This window comes from Streptococcus sp. 3109, from assembly GCF_013276905.1.
Lineage (GTDB): Bacteria > Bacillota > Bacilli > Lactobacillales > Streptococcaceae > Streptococcus.
In genome coordinates this window covers 21,125-41,002 of record NZ_VMLY01000017.1, presented here as the reverse complement: position 1 = coordinate 41,002, position 19,878 = coordinate 21,125, and the positions used below count along the sequence as shown (strand labels likewise).

At 38.7% G+C, this 19,878-nt stretch carries 22 protein-coding genes, 1 tRNA gene and 2 pseudogenes; 14 read left to right on the top strand and 11 right to left on the bottom strand.

Going from position 1 to position 19,878, the window contains the following annotated elements; all coding sequences use genetic code 11:
• Positions 1-76 precede the first annotated feature (76 nt).
• Complete coding sequence (locus HT698_RS08455) at positions 77-640, top strand: ATP-binding cassette domain-containing protein (protein ID WP_226946486.1); 564 nt, start codon at positions 77-79, stop codon at positions 638-640.
• A 91-nt stretch (positions 641-731) separates the two neighbouring features.
• Positions 732-902 carry a hypothetical protein gene (locus tag HT698_RS08450; RefSeq protein ID WP_050243184.1) on the top strand — a complete coding sequence of 57 codons (171 nt, stop codon included), beginning with the start codon at positions 732-734 and terminating at the stop codon, positions 900-902.
• A 290-nt stretch (positions 903-1,192) separates the two neighbouring features.
• On the opposite strand, the gene gdhA is transcribed toward HT698_RS08450, so the two are convergent.
• Complete coding sequence (gdhA, locus tag HT698_RS08445; RefSeq protein WP_173219087.1) at positions 1,193-2,539, bottom strand: NADP-specific glutamate dehydrogenase; 1,347 nt, start codon at positions 2,537-2,539, stop codon at positions 1,193-1,195.
• 441 nt (positions 2,540-2,980) lie between these two features.
• On the opposite strand from gdhA, the pseudogene HT698_RS08440 reads away from it, so the two are divergent.
• A pseudogene (locus HT698_RS08440) lies at positions 2,981-3,518 on the top strand (transposase); the annotation flags it as partial.
• A gap of 105 nt (positions 3,519-3,623) precedes the next feature.
• Here the strand turns inward: HT698_RS08440 and HT698_RS08435 are convergent.
• Positions 3,624-4,835 (bottom strand): CAP domain-containing protein, encoded by a 1,212-nt coding sequence (locus tag HT698_RS08435; protein WP_173219084.1) that lies wholly within the window; start codon positions 4,833-4,835, stop codon positions 3,624-3,626.
• A 382-nt stretch (positions 4,836-5,217) separates the two neighbouring features.
• Between HT698_RS08435 and HT698_RS08430 the strand changes: the two genes are divergently transcribed.
• Together HT698_RS08430 and HT698_RS08425 are read left to right on the top strand one after the other, a co-directional pair.
• The gene (locus tag HT698_RS08430; RefSeq protein WP_173219081.1) at positions 5,218-6,615 is read left to right on the top strand and encodes an N-acetylmuramoyl-L-alanine amidase; all 1,398 of its coding nucleotides are present in this window, start codon (positions 5,218-5,220) and stop codon (positions 6,613-6,615) included.
• A gap of 157 nt (positions 6,616-6,772) precedes the next feature.
• Positions 6,773-7,255, top strand: a pseudogene (locus HT698_RS08425) (EfeM/EfeO family lipoprotein); the annotation flags it as partial.
• A gap of 114 nt (positions 7,256-7,369) precedes the next feature.
• Here the strand turns inward: HT698_RS08425 and HT698_RS08420 are convergent.
• The 4 genes from HT698_RS08420 to HT698_RS08405 all read right to left on the bottom strand — a co-directional run bounded on the left by HT698_RS08420 (position 7,370) and on the right by HT698_RS08405 (position 9,454).
• The gene (locus HT698_RS08420) at positions 7,370-7,729 is read right to left on the bottom strand and encodes a type II toxin-antitoxin system RelE/ParE family toxin (RefSeq protein WP_173219078.1); all 360 of its coding nucleotides are present in this window, start codon (positions 7,727-7,729) and stop codon (positions 7,370-7,372) included.
• Positions 7,719-8,003: a type II toxin-antitoxin system RelB/DinJ family antitoxin gene (locus HT698_RS08415; RefSeq protein WP_173214141.1), complete on the bottom strand. Its 285-nt coding sequence runs from the start codon at positions 8,001-8,003 to the stop codon at positions 7,719-7,721. The genes HT698_RS08420 and HT698_RS08415 overlap by 11 nt, the downstream gene beginning before the upstream one ends.
• A 177-nt stretch (positions 8,004-8,180) precedes the next feature.
• The gene (locus HT698_RS08410) at positions 8,181-8,423 is read right to left on the bottom strand and encodes a type B 50S ribosomal protein L31 (RefSeq protein WP_000710764.1); all 243 of its coding nucleotides are present in this window, start codon (positions 8,421-8,423) and stop codon (positions 8,181-8,183) included.
• Positions 8,424-8,518: 95 nt separating this feature from the next.
• On the bottom strand, positions 8,519-9,454 hold the full coding sequence (locus tag HT698_RS08405; RefSeq protein WP_173219075.1) for a bifunctional oligoribonuclease/PAP phosphatase NrnA: 936 nt from the start codon (positions 9,452-9,454) through the stop codon (positions 8,519-8,521).
• Positions 9,455-9,557: 103 nt separating this feature from the next.
• Here HT698_RS08405 and HT698_RS08400 point away from each other — a divergent pair, with 103 nt between their 5' ends.
• The 6 genes from HT698_RS08400 to HT698_RS08375 all read left to right on the top strand — a co-directional run bounded on the left by HT698_RS08400 (position 9,558) and on the right by HT698_RS08375 (position 11,657).
• The gene (locus tag HT698_RS08400; RefSeq protein WP_001162128.1) at positions 9,558-10,001 is read left to right on the top strand and encodes a flavodoxin; all 444 of its coding nucleotides are present in this window, start codon (positions 9,558-9,560) and stop codon (positions 9,999-10,001) included.
• Between the two features lie 115 nt (positions 10,002-10,116).
• The gene (locus HT698_RS08395) at positions 10,117-10,383 is read left to right on the top strand and encodes a chorismate mutase (protein ID WP_173219073.1); all 267 of its coding nucleotides are present in this window, start codon (positions 10,117-10,119) and stop codon (positions 10,381-10,383) included.
• The gene (crcB, locus tag HT698_RS08390) at positions 10,380-10,754 is read left to right on the top strand and encodes a fluoride efflux transporter CrcB (RefSeq protein WP_049524402.1); all 375 of its coding nucleotides are present in this window, start codon (positions 10,380-10,382) and stop codon (positions 10,752-10,754) included. Before HT698_RS08395 ends, crcB (HT698_RS08390) begins: the two co-directional genes overlap by 4 nt.
• Positions 10,748-11,077, top strand: a complete 330-nt coding sequence (crcB, locus tag HT698_RS08385) for a fluoride efflux transporter CrcB (RefSeq protein WP_173219070.1) — start codon at positions 10,748-10,750, stop codon at positions 11,075-11,077. Before crcB (HT698_RS08390) ends, crcB (HT698_RS08385) begins: the two co-directional genes overlap by 7 nt.
• 118 nt (positions 11,078-11,195) lie before the next feature.
• Complete coding sequence (gene rplS, locus HT698_RS08380; RefSeq protein ID WP_001068669.1) at positions 11,196-11,543, top strand: 50S ribosomal protein L19; 348 nt, start codon at positions 11,196-11,198, stop codon at positions 11,541-11,543.
• A gap of 42 nt (positions 11,544-11,585) precedes the next feature.
• Positions 11,586-11,657, top strand: a tRNA-Arg gene (locus HT698_RS08375).
• 225 nt (positions 11,658-11,882) lie between these two features.
• Here the strand turns inward: HT698_RS08375 and HT698_RS08370 are convergent.
• From HT698_RS08370 to HT698_RS08360, 3 genes are read right to left on the bottom strand one after another with little or no spacing between them, the layout of a single operon-like run.
• Positions 11,883-12,881 (bottom strand): SAP domain-containing protein, encoded by a 999-nt coding sequence (locus HT698_RS08370; protein ID WP_173219067.1) that lies wholly within the window; start codon positions 12,879-12,881, stop codon positions 11,883-11,885.
• 42 nt (positions 12,882-12,923) lie between these two features.
• The gene (yidA, locus tag HT698_RS08365) at positions 12,924-13,730 is read right to left on the bottom strand and encodes a sugar-phosphatase (RefSeq protein ID WP_164226581.1); all 807 of its coding nucleotides are present in this window, start codon (positions 13,728-13,730) and stop codon (positions 12,924-12,926) included.
• 12 nt (positions 13,731-13,742) lie between these two features.
• Entirely contained in the window at positions 13,743-15,047 is a 1,305-nt protein-coding gene (locus tag HT698_RS08360) for an HD domain-containing protein (protein WP_173219064.1), read from the bottom strand.
• Positions 15,048-15,118: 71 nt separating this feature from the next.
• On the opposite strand from HT698_RS08360, the gene HT698_RS08355 reads away from it, so the two are divergent.
• From HT698_RS08355 to ffh, 3 genes are all read left to right on the top strand, one after another.
• On the top strand, positions 15,119-15,496 hold the full coding sequence (locus HT698_RS08355; protein ID WP_078374381.1) for a DUF1934 domain-containing protein: 378 nt from the start codon (positions 15,119-15,121) through the stop codon (positions 15,494-15,496).
• Positions 15,497-15,586: 90 nt separating this feature from the next.
• Complete coding sequence (locus HT698_RS08350; RefSeq protein WP_000402066.1) at positions 15,587-15,919, top strand: putative DNA-binding protein; 333 nt, start codon at positions 15,587-15,589, stop codon at positions 15,917-15,919.
• Positions 15,920-15,930: 11 nt separating this feature from the next.
• Positions 15,931-17,502, top strand: a complete 1,572-nt coding sequence (gene ffh / locus HT698_RS08345) for a signal recognition particle protein (protein ID WP_112445211.1) — start codon at positions 15,931-15,933, stop codon at positions 17,500-17,502.
• A gap of 99 nt (positions 17,503-17,601) precedes the next feature.
• Here ffh and HT698_RS08340 read toward each other — a convergent pair whose 3' ends face one another.
• Together HT698_RS08340 and rsmG are read right to left on the bottom strand one after the other, a co-directional pair.
• On the bottom strand, positions 17,602-18,885 hold the full coding sequence (locus HT698_RS08340; protein WP_173219061.1) for a solute carrier family 23 protein: 1,284 nt from the start codon (positions 18,883-18,885) through the stop codon (positions 17,602-17,604).
• A gap of 253 nt (positions 18,886-19,138) precedes the next feature.
• Positions 19,139-19,852: a 16S rRNA (guanine(527)-N(7))-methyltransferase RsmG gene (rsmG, locus tag HT698_RS08335; RefSeq protein WP_173219058.1), complete on the bottom strand. Its 714-nt coding sequence runs from the start codon at positions 19,850-19,852 to the stop codon at positions 19,139-19,141.
• Positions 19,853-19,878: the final 26 nt, after the last annotated feature.

Sequence of the window (19,878 nt, the reverse complement as noted above, 5' to 3'; positions counted from 1 at the left end):
TTGAAGTAGAATAGATATTAAGGGCCTATCTTTCTCTTATTCCAAAGACTCAGCTCCTGTAATAGAAAATTTAAATTTGACTATTGATTCAGGACAGAGAATTGCACTAGTCGGTCAACCGGGGTCAGGAAAAAGTACGTTATCAAAAATACCATCAGGATTATATAAGATTGATACAGGAAAAGTTTTATTTGATGGTGTAAATATTAATCAAATAGATAAAAAAATATTAAGTCAAAATTTAGGAGTAGTTCCACAGGATTCATTTTTATTGAACAGAAGTATTCTTGATAATATAACTTTAAAGCACGAAGTTACTTCACAAAAGATAGAGGAAGTTTGTAAAGCAGTTCAAATCTATGATGAAATCATGGCTATGCCGATGAAATTTAATACTATCATCTCAGAGATGGGTTCAAATATTTCAGGTATTCAAAGACAACGGATAGCACTGGCACGTGCATTAATAAATAATCCTAGTATTGTAATTTTAGATGAGGCAACTAGTGCATTAGACACTATTAATGAGGAAAGAATAACAAAGTATATAAAAAGTCAGGGCTGTACTCAAATAATTGTAGTTCACAGATTGTTATCGATTAAGGATGCGGGATATTATTTTTGTAATGAAAGGTGGTAAGATTGTTGAGTCAGGAAATCATAAGTACTTAATGGCTCTTGGTGGAGATGACTAGAGCTTATATACAAAAAGGAAATGAGGTGTACAGAAAATGAAGAAAGAAAATGAATATGTAATTTCAACAGCAGCCTCACTAGGGGTGATGATTGGAATAGTGTTTGCAATTTTTTTAGATTTTCCAGTTGAATATGGTATTTCTTTAGGCTTGTTGAATGGAATAGTATTGGGTTCGCTGATTGTTTACAAAAACAATAATAATTAAGCATAATTTTTTGCTGTAAACTAACGAGTAGAGATGGCTATAGTTGAAATTATAAATCTAACAAAAAACTTTAAAGATATTGAAGTTATTCATAACACTTCATTTTATTTAAATAATAGAGCGACTACATTAGTAGCTTAAAAACATGATTAAACCGTTATTCTTAGGACTAGCGGTTTTTATTTTTATGTGCCAGGGGGCAAAAAAGGGGGCGAGTAAGTAATTTTCCAACTGTTTAATTCAAGCTAAAAATCCCCAATCGTAGTGATTGAGGATTGAGCAAATAAATCTTAAACAATACCTTGGGCAATCATAGCGTTTGCTACATTTTCAAAGGCAGCAATGTTAGCTCCTGCAAGGTAGTCTTTATCAAGACCGTATGTTTCTGAAGTTGTTTTAGCTGTGTTGAAGATATTTGTCATGATGTCTTTGAGACGTCCATCAACTTCTTCACGAGTCCATGAGAGGCGAAGACTGTTTTGGCTCATTTCAAGGGCTGAAACGGCTACACCACCAGCATTGGCAGCTTTGGCAGGTCCGTAGAAGATACCATTTTCTTTGTAAACTTTGATAGCATCAAGGTCGCTTGGCATGTTGGCACCTTCAGATACACAGATAACGCCTTGAGCTACTATACGTTTAGCTGCTTCACCGTTGATTTCGTTTTGAGTAGCACATGGAAGAGCGATGTCATAGTTTCCAGCGTAAGTCCATACAGAACCTTCATGATAAGTAGCAGTTGCTTTCTCAGCTGCATACTCAGTCAAACGGGCGCGACGTTTTTCTTTAACATCAACCAAAAGATCAAAGTCGATACCATTTTCATCGATGACATAGCCATTTGAGTCAGATACAGAGATGACAGTAGCGCCGAGTTCAGTTGCTTTTTGAAGAGCATATTGAGCAACGTTACCAGAACCTGAAATGACCACTTTCTTACCAGCAAAGCTATTACCGTTAGCTTTGAGCATTTCTTCAGTGTAATAAACCAAACCGTAACCAGTTGCTTCTGGACGGATCAAGCTACCACCAAATCCAAGAGGTTTACCAGTCAAGACACCAGCATCAAATTGGTTAAGACGCTTGTATTGACCGTAAAGATAACCAATTTCACGTCCACCTACACCGATATCACCAGCAGGTACGTCAAGTGATGGCCCAATGTATTTTTGCAATTCAGTCATAAAGCTTTGGCAGAAGCGCATCACTTCAGCATCTGTTTTACCTTTAGGATCGAAGTCTGATCCACCTTTACCTCCACCGATAGGAAGTCCAGTTAAGACATTTTTAAAGATTTGTTCAAATCCGAGGAATTTCAAGATCCCTTGGTTTACAGTTGGGTGGAAACGAAGTCCGCCTTTGTATGGTCCAACAGCTGAGTTGAATTGAACACGGTAGCCACGGTTTACTTGAACTTTTCCATCACGGTCAACCCAAGGAACACGGAAAGAAATCACGCGCTCAGGCTCAGTAATACGTGCCAAGATATTTTCTTCGATATACTCAGGGTGTTTTTCAAATACAGGTTCTAAAGTGTTGAAAAATTCTTCAACAGCTTGGAGGAATTCAGCCTCGTGCCCGTTACGAGCTTTTACAGTTTCAAACACGCTTTGGATATATTCTTTAGCAGATGTCATATCGTTCTCCTTTTATTGTCATATTTTATTACATGAGTCATTATAGCAGAATTTTTTTTCACTGTAAAGAAAAAAACAGAAATTTTCTAAAAATTCTTTCAATTCAGTTTTTGGGATTTTTTGAAAATAGATAAAAAAACGAACCTTTTTTTGGAAATATCTTTCTCAAAGAGAAAATCTGAAAATATGCTATAAGAAAGGAAAATGTTTAGCAATTCAGAAATCACTTGTTAATTTATCCGTAATATGTTAGATTTGCCAGTAAAACTATGATCATTTTGGAGGAAAGCAATATTTACATCCCCTTATTCAGGGCAGGATTTTCTATACAAGTATAGATGTCTTGCTGGAGTTGGATCATGGAACCCAAGCGATTATTGAGATTTAGAACTATCATCAGAATTTTTTCATTAGACTTGTTCGGTAACCATACAGTACTATACTATCCATGAACAAGACCTAGAAAAAGTAGCTTTATTTCTTAAGAATTTTAATAGTTTAAAGCACCTAGCACCTGTTTATATTGATGAAACAGGATTCGATACTTATTTTTATCGAGAATATGGTCGCTCTTTAAAAGGTCAGATAATAAGAGGCAAAGTATCTGGAAGAAGATATCAGAGGATTTCTTTGGTTGCAGGATTAACAAATGAATGGTGAGTTAATCGCTCCAATGACCTACGAAGAGAGGATGACGAGCGACTTTTTTGAAGCATGGTTTCAGAAATTTCTCTTACCAACATTAAACAAACCATCAGTTATTATTATGGATAATACAAGATTCCATAGAATGGCTAAGATAGAAGTCTTGTGTGAAGAGTTTGGGCATAAATTTTTACCTCTTCCTCTCTACTCACCGGAGTACAATCCTATTGAGAAGACATGGGCTCATATCAAAAAGCACCTCAAAAAGGTATTACCAAGTTGCAATACCTTTTACGAGGCTCTTTTGTATTGTTCTTGTTTCAGTTTGTTATAAACGCCTAAGATAAGAGCTATACTAGGTAAATAAAAATCTCTATACTATCTGAAAGTGAAGATTACTCACTGTGAGATAGTATAGAGCCTTTTTGTTGTAGTTAAATTATCCTACCCACTCACCGTTGGCATTGACACGATAGCCATCAGGGGTCGTTGTATTGATTGCTAGGGCACCAGAGCTATAGGCATAGTACCATTTGCCAGATACTTTCATCCAGCCTGTTTTCATAGCACCTGAATCTTGAAGGTAGTACCAGCTACCATTATCTTTGAGCCAACCAGTCTTCATAGCGCCTGAACCGTCGAGATAGTACCAGCTACCGTCTTTCACCCAGCCTGTTTGCATCCAACCAGAGTTGTCAAAGCGATACCAAGTTCTATTTATTTTTTCCCATCCATTACTCGTGTATGAGCCGTCATTATGTTTAAACCACCAACGTCCGTTTGATCGAATCCAACTTCCGAAGTATTGGGAATGATTGAACCCATTTTTCTGACTTGAATTTGTATTTGCAGTTTTGGTTTTATGAGTTCCGATAGCCTTCAAGTCTTTGTCAAAAAGATTCGCCTTAGTCGCAAATGTTTGAGTCTGAGAAGAATTTGCTTCTGTATATTGAATGGCCTTTCCATAACCACCAGCTAATTCTTCAGAGCCACCAGATGCTGTTCCGAAACTTTGTGCAACGGTAATCCATCCATTTTGAGTGACAGGGTTTTCAAAGGCTGCAAGCCCCATATAGGTCAGCTTTGGATCAATTAAGGATTTATAGTGTCCAGTTTGACCTGTAACACTGACACCACTACGAGATTTAACATAATCGGCTTTTTCATCATACCATTGCTGGATGGCCTTCATAAATCCGTCATAGTTCCAAGCCAAATTTTCTGAAAGGGAGAAATTTCCTGTAGGCCAAGCGCTCCAAATGTTCTTACTAGACAAGCGTGTGTGATTAATGGTGATCGAAGCTTCTGCTGCACGAACAAAGGCAGTTTTTTCTAGTGCAGTTGACCATTTGATAGGAACATAGCTAGTAACTAGACCTTCGTCTGCTGCCTCTTTTCGAATGGCATTGATACGGTCTAAGATAGCCTGTTTATCTGGCGTTAAGAAAGTCCCTTCAATCCCAACTAGAGTAGTACCAGAAGAAGCACTAGTGACCTCAGAGTTTAAGATATTGTAGGATTGACCATTGATTGCTTGAGTGGAAACCAGCCTATCATTAGCAGCTACTGATTGTGATGTAAGAGTTCCAGCTCCTAACAAGGAAAGTACTAAAACTGTAGCAAGTGTGAACTTTTTAGTTTTATTGTTCATTTTGTGTCCTCCTATTTTTATTATAACATCTCTACTGGGCAGAGTAAACTAAAATTCGGTATAGCTAGGGACTAGATTTATTTTAAATTTAGATGTTTGCAAAAATTTTTCTTAAATTTGGTGTATAATATAAATAGATGATTTTAATGAATCTACTCGACTTGTTCGATAACGATCTGAAGCGAGATTAGGTGTTCAGAAATTGAATTTTTAAGGTTCCAACTTAGCCATACTTTTTAGGTTTCACATCTTTAAATAAGCTAAACACTCCATAATATCATATAAATTATAGTTTAGAGGATGTAGAACAACTCTTCTTTCATCAAGGAAGTAAAATAACTCAATAACACAGGGATTCCATTCCCCTAGAAAGGTTAAATAAATGAAATCATATAAGAAATTTACGATTCTTGCTCTAGCTCTTCTTGGATTTACTAGCCAAACAGTTCTAGCTAATGGTGCTAGTCATTCTACGAATAACTCTACCGGTAGTTCAGCTACTAGCTCTGCAAGTGATTCTCAAGCAGCTACAGAAAACCAGCCAACGACCCCTAGTTCGAGTGAGCAGGAGACAAAACCAACTCTTCCTACTGAGTCTAAGCTACAAACTGGTTGGGTAAAAGAAGATGGGAAGTGGACTTATTATAGTCAAACGGGTGTCAAATTTACAGATACTCTCTATGAGGGCTACCTATTTGATAAGAATGGTTACTTACTTGAAAATAGCTGGTATCAGATGGCTAACAAGTGGTACTACGCCAATGGCTCAGGAAAATATTTGTCTAACCAATGGAGTCAAATCAATGGTAAGTGGTATGCATTTGATCAAAATGGTACCATGATGGCTAATACCTGGAAGGGAAATTATTACCTGAAGTCTAGTGGGGCTATGGCAGATAAAGAATGGGTGTACGATCCTAACTACTCTAGCTGGTTTTATCTCAAGTCAGGTGGGCACTATGCTGAACAGCAATGGGTTGGCTCTTACTATCTGAAATTTGGTGGCTACATGGCTCACAAAGAGTGGCTTTATGATCAAGATTATCAAGCTTGGTATTATCTTAAAGAAGATGGCGTTTATGTCACTGGAACTTATACTATTGATGGAAGTAGTCATTTTTTCAAAGATAATGGTAAATGGGTGCAAGAACTTCCAAAAGGATTTGAAAAGGGGCGCTATAGTAAGACTATTTTCCTAGATCCTGGGCATGGTGGACGTGATTCGGGTGCTTACTATTATGGAATAGCTGAAAAAGATTTGAATCTACAGGTCTCTCGTAAATTACGGAAACGTTTAGAAGAATTGGGCTATACAGTTTTAACATCTCGTGATAGTGATGTGGATGTTGACTTTGTGACAGAGCGTTCTCGTATGGTAAATAAGACGAATGCAGACTTCTTTATTAGTATTCATTTTAACGCTACTGGGAATGACACAACACTGAATCTGGGAATACAGACTTATTCTTATAAGGAAGAAGTGGGTTATCCGAGCAAGATTAACCAGTACTGGCACAATAATCCAGACCGTATAAGTGAAAGTAATCGTTTGGCTGCTGACCTTCATTCATCTCTCTTGACCGAGACAGGAGCTAGAGATGCTGGACTTCTGCAAGCCACCTTCGCTGTTCTTCGTGAGACTGCGAAACCTGCTGTGTTATTAGAGTTGGGTTATATGGATAATTCAGAAGAAAACCAACGAATCCGTAGTGACCAATACCAAGATAAGTTGGTTGAAGGAATTATTAAAGGAATTCAAAAATATTACGCTGGAAATTAAGAAACTAGATCAAACTAAGCTTTGGAGATTGTCCTAGGCTTAGTTTTTTGCATTTGTAATGCTATTCATAACATTAAATTTTCTGAAAATTTATTGAAAACATGATATAATAAAACGTAAAATTAATTCAGGTTTCCTGGACCGATAGGAGTAAACAATGAAAAAACTAGGTTTTGTCCTTTTATCTTCAGTCTTGCTATTGACAGCATGTGCAGTCCGTTTTGAAAAATCAACCGAGACAAATGATTCATCTAAGGTGACAGCCTTGTCTGAAGACAAGCAGAAAATGCTTGATAAGGCCACTGCTGACTATAAGATTTTTGTGCAAGAGCAAATCGATAAACTGTTGACAGATACAGAAGGCTTTGTCAAACTGTTGAAAGAAGGTAAGTTAGAAGAAGCCAAAAAGGTTTATCCACTGATTCGTATGTCTTATGAGCGTTCAGAACCAATTGCCGAAAGTTTTGGTGAGTCAGATGTCAAGATTGACTTCCGTTTGGCAGACTATATGGACGAAAACAAGACAGAAGAAGGTTGGTCAGGTTTCCACCGTATCGAGCGTATCCTTTGGGAAGACAATACAACTAAAGGAACTGAAATCAAGATAAGGAAGAGTAAATCTGCACTAATAAAAAAAACTTTGTACTTTGGAAGCCATTGTGTGGCTAGCTAGAGTGCAAAGTTTTTTTATTTTTTAGTTAAAATGAAGACTGTGTTCCTTATAAGTACAAGGTTATTAAGAGAGTGGTGGACATTAAAATGATGATTTTGAGTTTTTGTTATTTTTGCTTTGGAGCAAGGTAACATAGTCACTTTTGGTGTGGAATAAGTGGGTAAGAAAAACAGTTCTTTGAGTTTGGTCGATAAAGTAAAGCAAGATATACTGACCGATAATTTTTCCTCGCGTAGGGTACTTACTGTTGATTTTTAGTCCTATTTTTTCATCTGCATCAAAGCCAGCTTCAGGAAAAGTTTCTAAACTTTTTAAGCCGTCTAAAATTTTGGCTACAGTATTCTTAGCCGACTGGGGTGATAAAAGAACAGTGCTGATGTAGTTATGGATACTGTCAATTGCCTGACTCACTTCAGTAGATAGAATCACTTTATAAATCATATCGTAGCCTCATGTCATCTAGGGGAGTTCCTTGTCCGGATTCATATTCTCTTAAGGCGCGTTCAGATTGGGCTTGTAGCTCCTGAATCAATCGTTCACGGTGTAAATCTTCTGCAGTTTTTATTGGCAAATCTTGTTCGAGAACAATCTGCTCGATAAAAAGACTAATAGCATCCGTCATAGTCATTCCTTTTTCCTTGATGATAGCTCTAGCTTGTTCCATTGATGACTCATTGATTTTAAAATTGTACTGTTTAGTAAGTGATGTCGTCATGGTATATCTCCAATCTATACTATATATAGCTAGTATATATCTTTTATATTTTTTAGGCAAGAGAAAACTTTGTACTCTAGAAACTACCGAGAGTGCAAAGTTTTTTGAGTCTGGAATATAAAAACAGCAGTTGATTTCAAGAAACAAAAAAGAACAGCCGAAGCTGTCTTTTTATCATTATTTGAGACCGTATTTTTTGTTGAAACGATCCACGCGTCCATCTGCTTGAGTGAACTTTTGACGTCCAGTGTAGAATGGGTGTGAGTCTGATGAAATTTCCACACGGATCAATGGGTAAGTTTCGCCTTCGAACTCAACTGTTTCGTTAGAGCGTTTTGTTGAACCGCTAAGGAATTGGTAACCAGTAGTTGTGTCCATGAAGACAACTGGGCGATATTCTGGATGGATATCTTTTTTCATTTTGCAATAGTTCCTTTCTGCCATGGTCTCTTTGCGAGCCATAGATTGTTACCATACTAGTCTATCAGATTCTGAAAAGTTTGGCAAGTATTTTATCAGTTTTTAAGCAAGTTTTTTAACTTTTGGTAGATGATTTCGTTTTCTTCTAAGCTATAGGAATTAGCACCACTTGCTAGAGGGTGGCCTCCACCATCATGTTCCTTGGCAATTTCATTGATAGGATGGATTTTACTGCGTAAGCGAACTCGGTAGTGGCCATCAGCCTGCTCCACAAAAATTCCCCAGAGACTAACACTGTCAATGCGTCCAGGTGCACCGACAATGGCTGCAGTTTCAGCATCGGTAACATTAAATTGTTTCAAGACTTCTTGACTCAGGATAACTCGCGCTGCACCATTTTCATCCACTTCCAGATGGTCATAGATGTAGCCTTGAAGTTTAGCAATTTTGTAGCTCATAGTGTCCATTTTGCGAGTGAGAGCCGCAAAGTCAAAGTTATGTTCTCTCAAATAAGCAGCCAGGCGAAGAGTCCGTGTAGTCGTAGAAGGATAAAGGAAGCGACCTGTATCACCAACAATTCCTGCAAAGAGCAACTCAGCAGCACGATCTGATAAGGCCAGTTGGGTTGTTTGGGCAAATAGGGTAATCATCTCGCTAGCACTGCTTGAACTAGTATCCACCCATGATAGGTCACCATATACATCATCATTTGGATGGTGGTCAATCTTAATGAGAAAATCACCTTGACTATAGCGCTTATCATCGATACGAGCGGTGTTAGCCGTATCACAGACGATGACAAGGGCTCCTTGGTAGGCACTATCTTCAACAGAATCCATTTCAGCCATCCAAGTAAGAGTTGGTTCATCAAAACCAACTGCTTTGATGGTTTTTTCTGGGAAATGATGTTTGAGAAGAACTTTCAATCCCACCTGACTTCCCAAGGCATCAGGGTCTGGTTTCATATGACGATGAATGATAATCGTGTCGTATTCTTTGATTTTTTCTAAAATTTGATGGCAAATGTCCATAAATGACCTCAATTCTTTCTTATTTCATTGTAGCACAAGAATTTTTATTTTTAAAATGAAAAAGATGTGATATAATGGAGAAAGATAAATTGAGGAGGACGATATGGCATTAGCAAAAATTGTATTTGCCAGTATGACCGGTAATACCGAAGAAATTGCAGATATTGTAGCAGACAAATTACGTGACTTGGGCTTGGATGTCGATGTTGATGAATGTACAACTGTTGACGCTTCAGACTTCCTGGAAGCAGACATCGCTATCGTTGCGACCTATACTTATGGTGATGGAGAATTGCCAGATGAGATGATGGACTTCTATGAAGACCTAGCAGACCTCAACTTGAATGGCAAAATCTACGGAGTGGTTGGCTCAGGTGACACCTTCTACGATGAATTCTGTAAGGCTGTCGATGACTTTGACCGTGTTTTTGTGTCAACAGGAGCAGAAAAAGGTTCAGAGTGTGTTAAAGTTGATCTTTCTGCTGAGGAAGAAGACATTGAACGCTTGGAACAATTCGCAGAAGAATTGGCTGCTAAAGTAGGATAAGCATAAACGTGCGCTGATGCAATCAATCAGTGCATTTTTCTTATCGTGAGTTGGAATTTTACTAGCCTATTTGCTGGCTTTTTGATACAATAATTCAAATAAAGGAGGAGACTGTATGGATTTAGATATTATTCGTCAAGAAATTGATCAAATCGACGACCAAATCGTCAAGCTCTTAGAAGAACGAATGCATTTGGTTGAGGGTGTAGTTGCTTATAAGAAGGCTTCAGGGAAACCGATTTTAGATACCAAGAGAGAAGCAGTTATTTTTGAAAAGGTCAGAAATCGTGTAGAGGACAAGCGCTATCAGGAGACTATTGTCTCGACTTTTTCGGACATACTCAAACGTTCGCGTGATTATCAGGATCAAAATATCAAATGAAAAAAGAACAATTTTATCCGCTAGGGATTTTTCTAGCTGCTATGTTGGGCGGACTTGTCCGCTACCTAGTTTCCACTTGGTTGCCAGCCAGTCCAGACTTTCCTTGGGGCACTCTCTTTGTCAACTATCTGGGAGTTTTCTGCCTGGTTTATCTTGTCAAGGGTTATCTGGTCTATAAGGGGACTAGTAAGGGCTTGGTTTTAGCACTAGGTACAGGTTTTTGCGGAGGTCTAACAACCTTTTCTAGTCTCATGCTTGATGCTGTGAAACTACTGGATACTGGGCGTTATCTTAGTTTAGTTATGTATTTGCTTTTGAGTATTGGTGGAGGTCTACTCTTGGCTTATTTTCTAGGGAGGAAGAAATGGTAATGGTCTATCTTGCAATTGCTTGTGGTTGCGGAGCTTTAGTGCGCTATTTCTTTTCCCGCTATAATCAATCTTCTAAATTGCCACTTGGAACGCTTATAGCAAATCTTTTAGGGTGTTTTTTGATTGGATTATTCTACAATCATGTGGAGTCTAAGGAAGTTTATGCTATTCTAGCAACAGGATTTTGTGGCGGTTTAACGACTTTCTCTACCTTGAATGACGAACTCCAAAGACTGTTAAGTGATAAGAAGGTATTTTATAGCTACCTAGCCTTAACCTACATAGGTGGTTTAGTTGCGATTTTTTTAGGAATTCTGCTATAAATTTCTTTACTTTTTTGTGGAAATTTGGTAAACTGTATCTTGTGTGTAATGGACGCACAAAAATACAGTTTATCCGCTGAGGAAGATTCCTCAAGATTGACAAAGATAGGAGAATAAAATGAATCCATTAATCCAAAGCTTGACTGAAGGTCAACTTCGTACAGATATCCCATCATTCCGTCCTGGTGACACTGTTCGTGTACACGCGAAAGTTGTCGAAGGTAACCGTGAACGTATCCAGATTTTTGAAGGTGTTGTTATCGCACGTAAAGGTGCTGGAATCTCAGAAAACTACACAGTTCGTAAAATCTCTAACGGTGTAGGTGTTGAGCGTATCTTCCCAATCCACACTCCACGTGTTGAAAAAATCGAAGTTGTTCGTTACGGTAAAGTACGTCGTGCGAAATTGTACTACTTGCGTGCTCTTCAAGGTAAAGCAGCTCGTATCAAAGAAATCCGTCGTTAATTCGACTAAAAAACTCTGCTTTTTCAGCAGAGTTTTTATCTAGCCCCCTTAGTTCAATGGATATAACAACTCCCTCCTAAGGAGTAGTTGCAGGTTCGATTCCTGCAGGGGGCATGTAATTAGATATCAAAGAAGTTTGTCAAAAAGTCTTTGATATTAAAAGAACGCATAATATAGGGGATTTATGTACTGACCCCCAAAAGTTAGATTTTTTCTGTCTAACTTTTGGGGTGCAGTTCATTATCTCCATAATATTATGCGTTTTATTATTGAAAAATTTGGGCAATCATCAGATAAAATTGAGACTATATCGAGTATATAAATGTTTGTATAATCAATTTATTCAAAATCGTCAAGTTCTAAATTATTTAAAGGACTATAACATTCATATTTCTTTAAGTAATTGTTTATTTCTTCAGCAGTAGAACAAGGTAAATTAACTCTTAAATAGTCAATATCTTCTTTAGATAAAAAATGATTTGCATTCAAAATTGAGAAGCGAAATAATGCTTCATCAAAAGCAAAATCATAATCGTCATCAGATAATGATTCCATTAATGTTTGAATATGTTTTAGTGAGTAGTCAGGTATCGAATCGGGATAATATACTGGATAATCAGTGACTGAAAAATTGTTTTCTAATCCTGAACTAGTAATTATCAAAGATTCTATGTAATATATTAAAGAATGTTTAATATTACCTTCTTGTTCCAAATGTCTTCCTTGAGCCTTTCGTGTGTTAGATAAACATCCAAAATCTCCTGATACAGTATTCCTATGAGCTTGTTTATTTAAAAGACTCCATTTTATATCACCAAAAGTTGCTTTAAAAGAGATATTATTTTTTTCTTTACAATAATCTTCCATAGTTATGTCTTTATCATAGTATGCTTTGATATAGTCACTATGTTCGATAATAAGATTTTGTGCTTCTTTTGTTAGTTTAAATTCGAACGGAATATCTAATTTGTCAACGTTGATATTATTAATTATTCTTGTAATTAATTCTGCTTTTTTTCCAGAAGTAGGTAAATTATGTTTAGATAATATAGTTTTTAATTCTACTACTTTAAGATATGATAAAGTCTTATTTTTAGTGAAGTATCCTAATTTGTATAATTGATTGTGTGTAGATTCAGGGTCAATTTGAAGAGAGTATTTAAAATATCTTGGGAAATTATAATTTCTCCCTGTTTTTTGAGTCCAATCTATGAGTATGAGTTGCCCAGGAGTAAGGCCGCACTCTAATTTGTTTAGGTAAAAATTGTTACAATCAGAATTTGTGTCTCTATTATGATTATTTTGTTTTAAATTAAATAGTTTGCTAAAAAAATTCATTGGATTATATTGCTAATCAATTCTTATTGAAAAATGATACTTTTACAGTACCCATGTACGGATAGCATGGGCTACGCCGGATTCATCGTTAGATTTAGTGATGTATTTGGCGATTTTTTTGATTTCTGGATTTCCGTTTTCCATGACTACAGGGTTGCCAACGACTTCCAGCATGGCACGATCATTTTCTTCGTCACCGATAGCCATGGTTTCATCTTTGGTCAATTCGAGTTTTTCAGCTAAATGAGTAATAGCTGAACCCTTATCTACATTCTTTTTAAGGAGTTCGAGGTAGAAAGGAGCAGATTTGTTAATAGAGTAGCGTTCGTAAAATTCTGCTGGAATTTTTTCAATGGCAGCATCGAGAATTTCTGGTTCATCGATAAACATACATTTAACGATTTCCTTGTCAGCCATTTCTTCAGGTGTGCGGTAGAAGATTGGCATGCTGACGAGGGTTGATTCGTGCACAGTGTATTTTCCGATATTGCGATTGGCAGTGTAGATACCGTCCTTGGTAATGGCATGCATGTGGACACCGAGCTTGCGACTGAGGAATTCCATATCCAGATAATCCTCATAAGACAAAGATTCGCTGATAATCTCATGGCCTGTAGCAGTTTCTTGGACAAGGGCACCATTGAAGGTCACGACATAGTCGCCTTCATCTCTCAACTGCAAGTCATCCAGAAGTTTGGCAACACCTGCGATAGGGCGGCCTGTTGTAATCACGACTTTGACACCAGCTTCTTTGGCATCTTGGATGGCAGAAAAGACTTCAGGAGTAATCTCCTTTTGGCTATTGACTAGGGTTCCGTCAATATCGACGGCGATTAGTTTAATACTCATAAATTTCCTCTTTTAGTTTTTATTTGGGGTAAAATGATCGTTCTCAATCAAGTGTAAAAATTGCTGGGTAATGCTTGCAAAGATGCTGTTTTGGTCCAACATTTCTTTCGGAAAATAGAAACGATTATCTCCGTGACGACTACCAGCAAGGGATTGGACGATAGGAGACAGGCTAGAGAGCTCTGCCAGTTGACCATTCTTTTGTAAAATCTCAATCTGTGTTCGTGGATTTTCAGATTCGGGACGATAGATATCATAAGGGAGGTCAAAGTTCTTATGAATGGCAGTATAGTAGTCGGGATCAAAGCCAATGTCCTCAACCAATTTTCTCATGCTGGCGAGCTGGTCTTGGTCTTCTTGTGAAAAAGTAATGGATTTAAAGACCTTGCGGTTGACAAAGCGTTGCGACAAGTCTGCAAGAATCTTATCAGGACTGGTCATCCAGAGCTGGAAGTAGGTATTCATCACACCATCATCCAGAGCTAGATAATCAGACAAGGTCACATTTTTTTCAAAGAAAGGTAGGAGGTGTGGAGAAGTTCGGGCAAAGAAGTCTTTTTCTTTAGGATAGAGTTCCTTGGCGCGTTTGAGGAGATTTTGCAGGAGAACTTCCATGGCGCGTGTTGCTGGGTGGAAATAAACCTGCATATACATCTGGTAGCGACTGAGGACGTAGTCTTCGATGGCATGCATGCCATTGCGCTGAAAGGCAATACCGTTTTCGACAGGACGAATGACTCGGAGAATTCGAGTTAGGTCAAATTCCCCATAAGATGCTCCTGTAAAATAGGAGTCGCGCAAGAGATAGTCCATGCGGTCTGCATCAATCTGACTGGAAATGAGTTGCACAACCTGCTTGTTAGGGTAGGTATGGTCTATGACACTGGCAACTTTTTCTGGGAAATCGGGCGCTACTTGTAGTAAGACTTGGTGAATCTCTGTCTCAGGACTTTGAATAATCTCCTGAGTAATGGCTTCGTGGTCTGTATCAAAGAGATGTTCAAAAGTATGGGAGTAGGCACCATGCCCAAGGTCATGTAGGAGAGCAGCTGTCATGGTCAAGAGAGACTCGGCAGGATTCCATTCCTCAGGATATTTTTCTTCGAAAATCTCTGTGATGCGTCGTGCAATTTCATAGACTCCTAGACAGTGAGAGAAGCGACTGTGTTCTCCACCGTGGAAGGTATAACTGGAAGTCCCCAGTTGCTTGATTCGACGCAAACGCTGAAATTCTTTTGTATTGATCAAGTCATAGATGATTTGATTATTGACATGGATGTAGTTGTGAACTGGGTCACGGAATACTTTTTCGTTCATATGACCATTATAGCAAAATCCTGCTCTTTTTGGTAAAATAGTAGGACAAGAGACAAGAAAGAGGACTTGATGTGAAGATTCGGATGCGAAATACGATTCAGTTTGATGAACAGTTGGAAGTGATTGACCAGCTTTATGATGTTGAAGTGCATGAAAAGGGAGATTATAGCTACCTGCTTTTCTATAATGAGGAAAAGGAAAAAGTAGTGATTAAATTCCATGGTCAAGAACTGGTGATGAGCCGTTTTTCAAATCCCAAGACCATTATGCGCTTTCTAAAAAATAGCGATAGTTTAGCCTATATTCCCACACCTATGGGCATGCAGGAGTTTGTCATCCAAACGAGCCATTATCAAGTTGATGGGCAAAAGATTGAACTAGATTATCAGCTACAAAATCAAGAGGGACATCCCTTTGCCAGCTATCAATTGGAAATTACTTGGGGCTAGGATTATGTCTTTTTCAAATTTAGCTAGCTATCTTCTTGGAGCGGCTTCCTAGTGTGGTAGATTAGGCTATTTTTTGGTATAATAAAAGTTATGGAAATCGAAAAAACCAATCGTATGAATGCGCTCTTTGAATTTTATGCGGCGCTTTTGACAGACAAGCAAATGAATTATATAGAGCTCTACTACGCTGATGATTACAGCCTTGCTGAGATTGCTGAAGAGTTCGGCGTTAGTCGTCAGGCTGTCTATGACAATATCAAGCGGACAGAAAAGATTCTGGAAGATTATGAAATGAAATTGCACATGTACTCGGACTACATTGTCCGAAGTCAGATTTTTGATCAGATTTTGGAGCGCTATCCCAAGGATGACTTTCTGCAAGAGCAGATAGAAATTTTAACAAGCATTGATAATAGAGAATAAGAGGAAGAAAAATGGCATTTGAAAGTTTAACAGAACGTTTGCAAAACGTCTTTAAAAATCTACGTAAAAAAGGAAAAATCTCTGAATCTGATGTCCAAGAGGCAACCAAAGAAATTCGCTTGGCCTTGCTTGAGGCCGACGTTGCCTTGCCTGTTGTAAAGGACTTTATCAAGAAAGTTCGTGAGCGTGCAGTCGGGCATGAGGTCATTGATACCCTTAATCCTGCTCAACAGATTATTAAAATTGTAGATGAGGAACTGACAGCTGTTTTAGGTTCTGATACGGCAGAAATTATCAAGTCACCTAAGATTCCTACCATCATCATGATGGTTGGTTTGCAGGGGGCTGGTAAAACAACCTTTGCAGGTAAATTGGCTAACAAACTCAAGAAAGAAGAAAATGCCCGTCCCTTGATGATTGCGGCGGATATTTATCGCCCTGCTGCTATTGATCAGCTTAAGACCTTGGGACAACAGATTGATGTGCCTGTCTTCGCTCTTGGAACAGAGGTTCCAGCTGTGGAGATTGTACGTCAAGGTTTGGAACAAGCCCAAGCTAATCATAATGACTATGTCTTGATTGATACGGCAGGTCGTTTGCAGATTGATGAGCTTCTGATGAATGAGCTTCGCGATGTGAAAACACTAGCTCAACCAAATGAAATTTTGCTCGTCGTTGATGCCATGATTGGTCAAGAAGCGGCCAATGTTGCGCGTGAGTTTAATGCTCAGTTGGAAGTGACTGGGGTCATCCTTACCAAGATTGATGGGGACACTCGTGGTGGTGCTGCTCTATCTGTTCGTCATATTACTGGAAAACCAATCAAGTTCACTGGTACAGGTGAAAAGATTACGGACATTGAAACCTTCCACCCAGATCGCATGTCTAGCCGTATCCTTGGTATGGGGGATATGCTCACTTTGATTGAGAAAGCTTCTCAAGAATACGATGAGCAAAAAGCCCTTGAAATGGCTGAGAAGATGCGTGAAAACACCTTTGATTTCAATGATTTCATCGATCAATTGGATCAGGTGCAAAACATGGGGCCAATGGAAGACTTGCTCAAGATGATTCCAGGTATGGCCAACAATCCAGCCCTTCAAAACATGAAGGTAGATGAGCGCCAGATTGCGCGCAAACGTGCCATTGTGTCTTCCATGACACCTGAAGAACGTGAAAATCCAGATTTGTTAAATCCGAGCCGTCGCCGTCGTATCGCAGCTGGTTCTGGAAATACCTTTGTCGAAGTTAATAAATTCATCAAAGACTTTAACCAGGCTAAACAGCTCATGCAGGGAGTCATGTCTGGTGATATGAACAAGATGATGAAGCAGATGGGAATCAATCCAAACAACCTTCCTAAAAATATGCCAAATATGGGAGGAATGGATATGTCTGCCCTTGAAGGAATGATGGGACAAGGCGGTATGCCTGACCTGTCAGCTCTCGGAGGAGCAGGAATGCCAGATATGAGCCAGATGTTTGGTGGTGGACTAAAAGGTAAAATCGGTGAATTTGCTATGAAACAATCTATGAAACGTATGGCTAACAAAATGAAAAAAGCGAAGAAGAAACGCAAGTAAGACAAAGGAAGGCCACAGGGCTTTCCTTTTTTAGTTAGAAAGAAGAAAAATGAGCACTTCCGTAATTGGAAATGCTCATTTTTTGATATGTTTAGACTTTTAGTCTTTATTTTCGTATGGCAAGATCAAGTTCAAGATGATTCCTGTCATGGCTGATAGGGCAGTTCCTGAAAGGGTAACTGGACCAAGTTTAAGGATAGCTCCTCCAAGTCCAAGGACCAACATAGCACTTGCGATGATTAGGTTACGCATTTGAGCGAAATCAACACGTTCTTTAATCAAGACTTTCAAACCGTTGCTGGCGATAACTCCATATAGAAGGATTGACATACCACCAAGTACAGCGTTTGGAATGGTTGAAATCAAGGCAGTGAATTTACCAAGGAAGCTGAGGGCAATCGCGATGAAGGCAGCGTTACGGATAACTGAGACAGAAGCGATACGAGTCATACCGATAACCCCTGTATTTTCTCCGTAAGTTGTATTGGCTGGTCCACCAAGGAAGGCAGAAACAGAAGTTGCGATACCGTCACCAAGAAGAGTACGGTGAAGACCTGGTTCTTTCAAGAATTGACGGCCACAGATTTGACCCAAAACAGTATGGTCTCCGATATGTTCAGAAATTGTTACGATAGCGATTGGCAAGATAGCGATGGTTTCTGGACCAAAGTAAAGATTGTACTCTTTAAAGGCACCACCTGTATTAAATGGCAAGTAGAAACCAGGAATTTCAAACCAGTTAGCTTTAAGAACTGGCGTAAAGTCAACCAAACCAAGAGTTAGCGCGAAGAGGTAACCACCAATAATGGCAAAGAGGAATGGAATGATTCGTAGGAAGCCTTTTCCTTTTGTATTGATAAAGGCAGCAATCAAGAACGTAACAACGGCTACAAGAGCATTTTTCCAATTTCCATCTGCTACAAGACCTGCATTGGTAACAGCTGAGCCTGCAAGCCCAAGACCGATAACGATGATCATAGGTCCGATGATGATTGGTGGCAAGAGTTTATCAATCCATTTTGTTCCTACAAATCGGATGCTGGTAGCAACAAGGACATAGACCAAACCAGTCAAGATAACCCCTGTTTGAGCGGCAGATACATCACCACCCATTTCTTTCATAGCCAGTGACATAGCTGTGATAAAGGCAAATGAAGAACCTAGATAAACTGGAACTTTAAATCCAGTTGAAATCATGTAGATGAGTGTTCCAACACCTGAAGCAAAAAGGGCAACAGATACAGGCATTCCCAAAATCAATGGTACCAAGATGGTCGCACCAAACATGGCGAAAACGTGTTGGAAACTAAGGAGAATTCCTTTTCCAGCCGAAGGACGTTGGTCAACGTCTAGTAATAAATCAACAGTTGATTCTTGTTTCATATAAACCTCACTTTTGGGCATCAAAAAAGAGCCCATTATTTTACAGCAATAGGCCCTCAGAGTAAGACTTCTTTAAAAGTTAGACTTTAAAGAGTTTCAAGTATTTCTGCGTTTTCGTCACCTCACGGGATGACATTAAAAACCTTTGCTTAGGATAGTATAGCAGAAAAAAATGATTTTGTAAATCATTTTTTCCCGAGCCTAGAAATAAAAAAGCGAGGTTGACTTTGTAAACATTTGTTTACTAAAAAATTTAAAGCGGGCGTTTATTTGGCATGCCAGCCTTTCTTGGGTATTTGTTGGGTGTTTCTTTTTTCTTTTCTACCACTGTCATGTAACGCGGATCTCCATTTGGTAGGGCGTAACTGAGATTATCTTCGACCTTACTAAAGAGGAGGTTGAGAGCATTCTTAGCTTCTAACAACTCCTCAGGCGCATTGCTGGCCTTGAGTGCCAGTAGTTTTCCTCCAACTTTAAGGTAGGGAATGGTCAATTCAGACAAAACCTGCATACGGGCAACCGCACGAGCTGTTACAAAATCATATTGAGCACGGAAGTTCTTGTCTTGAGCCAAGTCTTCTGCACGTCCATGATAGAAATGAACACCGTCCAAATCAAGTTCTTGAGCCAAGAGTTGTAGGAAGTTGATGCGCTTATTGAGTGAATCAATAATGGTCACATCAAGCTGAGGATAGAGGATTTTCATTGGTAGACTAGGAAATCCTGCCCCAGCTCCAATATCAAGAAGTTTGATAGTTTCATTGGGAATCAAGCCTTGAAGAATGGGTGCAATCGAATCATAAAAATGTTTGAGATAAACTTCTTCCTTGTCTGTAATAGCTGTTAGATTAATCTTTTCATTCCATTCAACTAATAGCTCAAAATAACGTTCAAATTGTTTTTTTTGCTGGTCCGACAGTGGAAAATTTTGCTCGGCAAGCAAGTTGTAAAATGTTTCTGGTTTCATAGTTATTTCCTTCTTTAGTATCATCT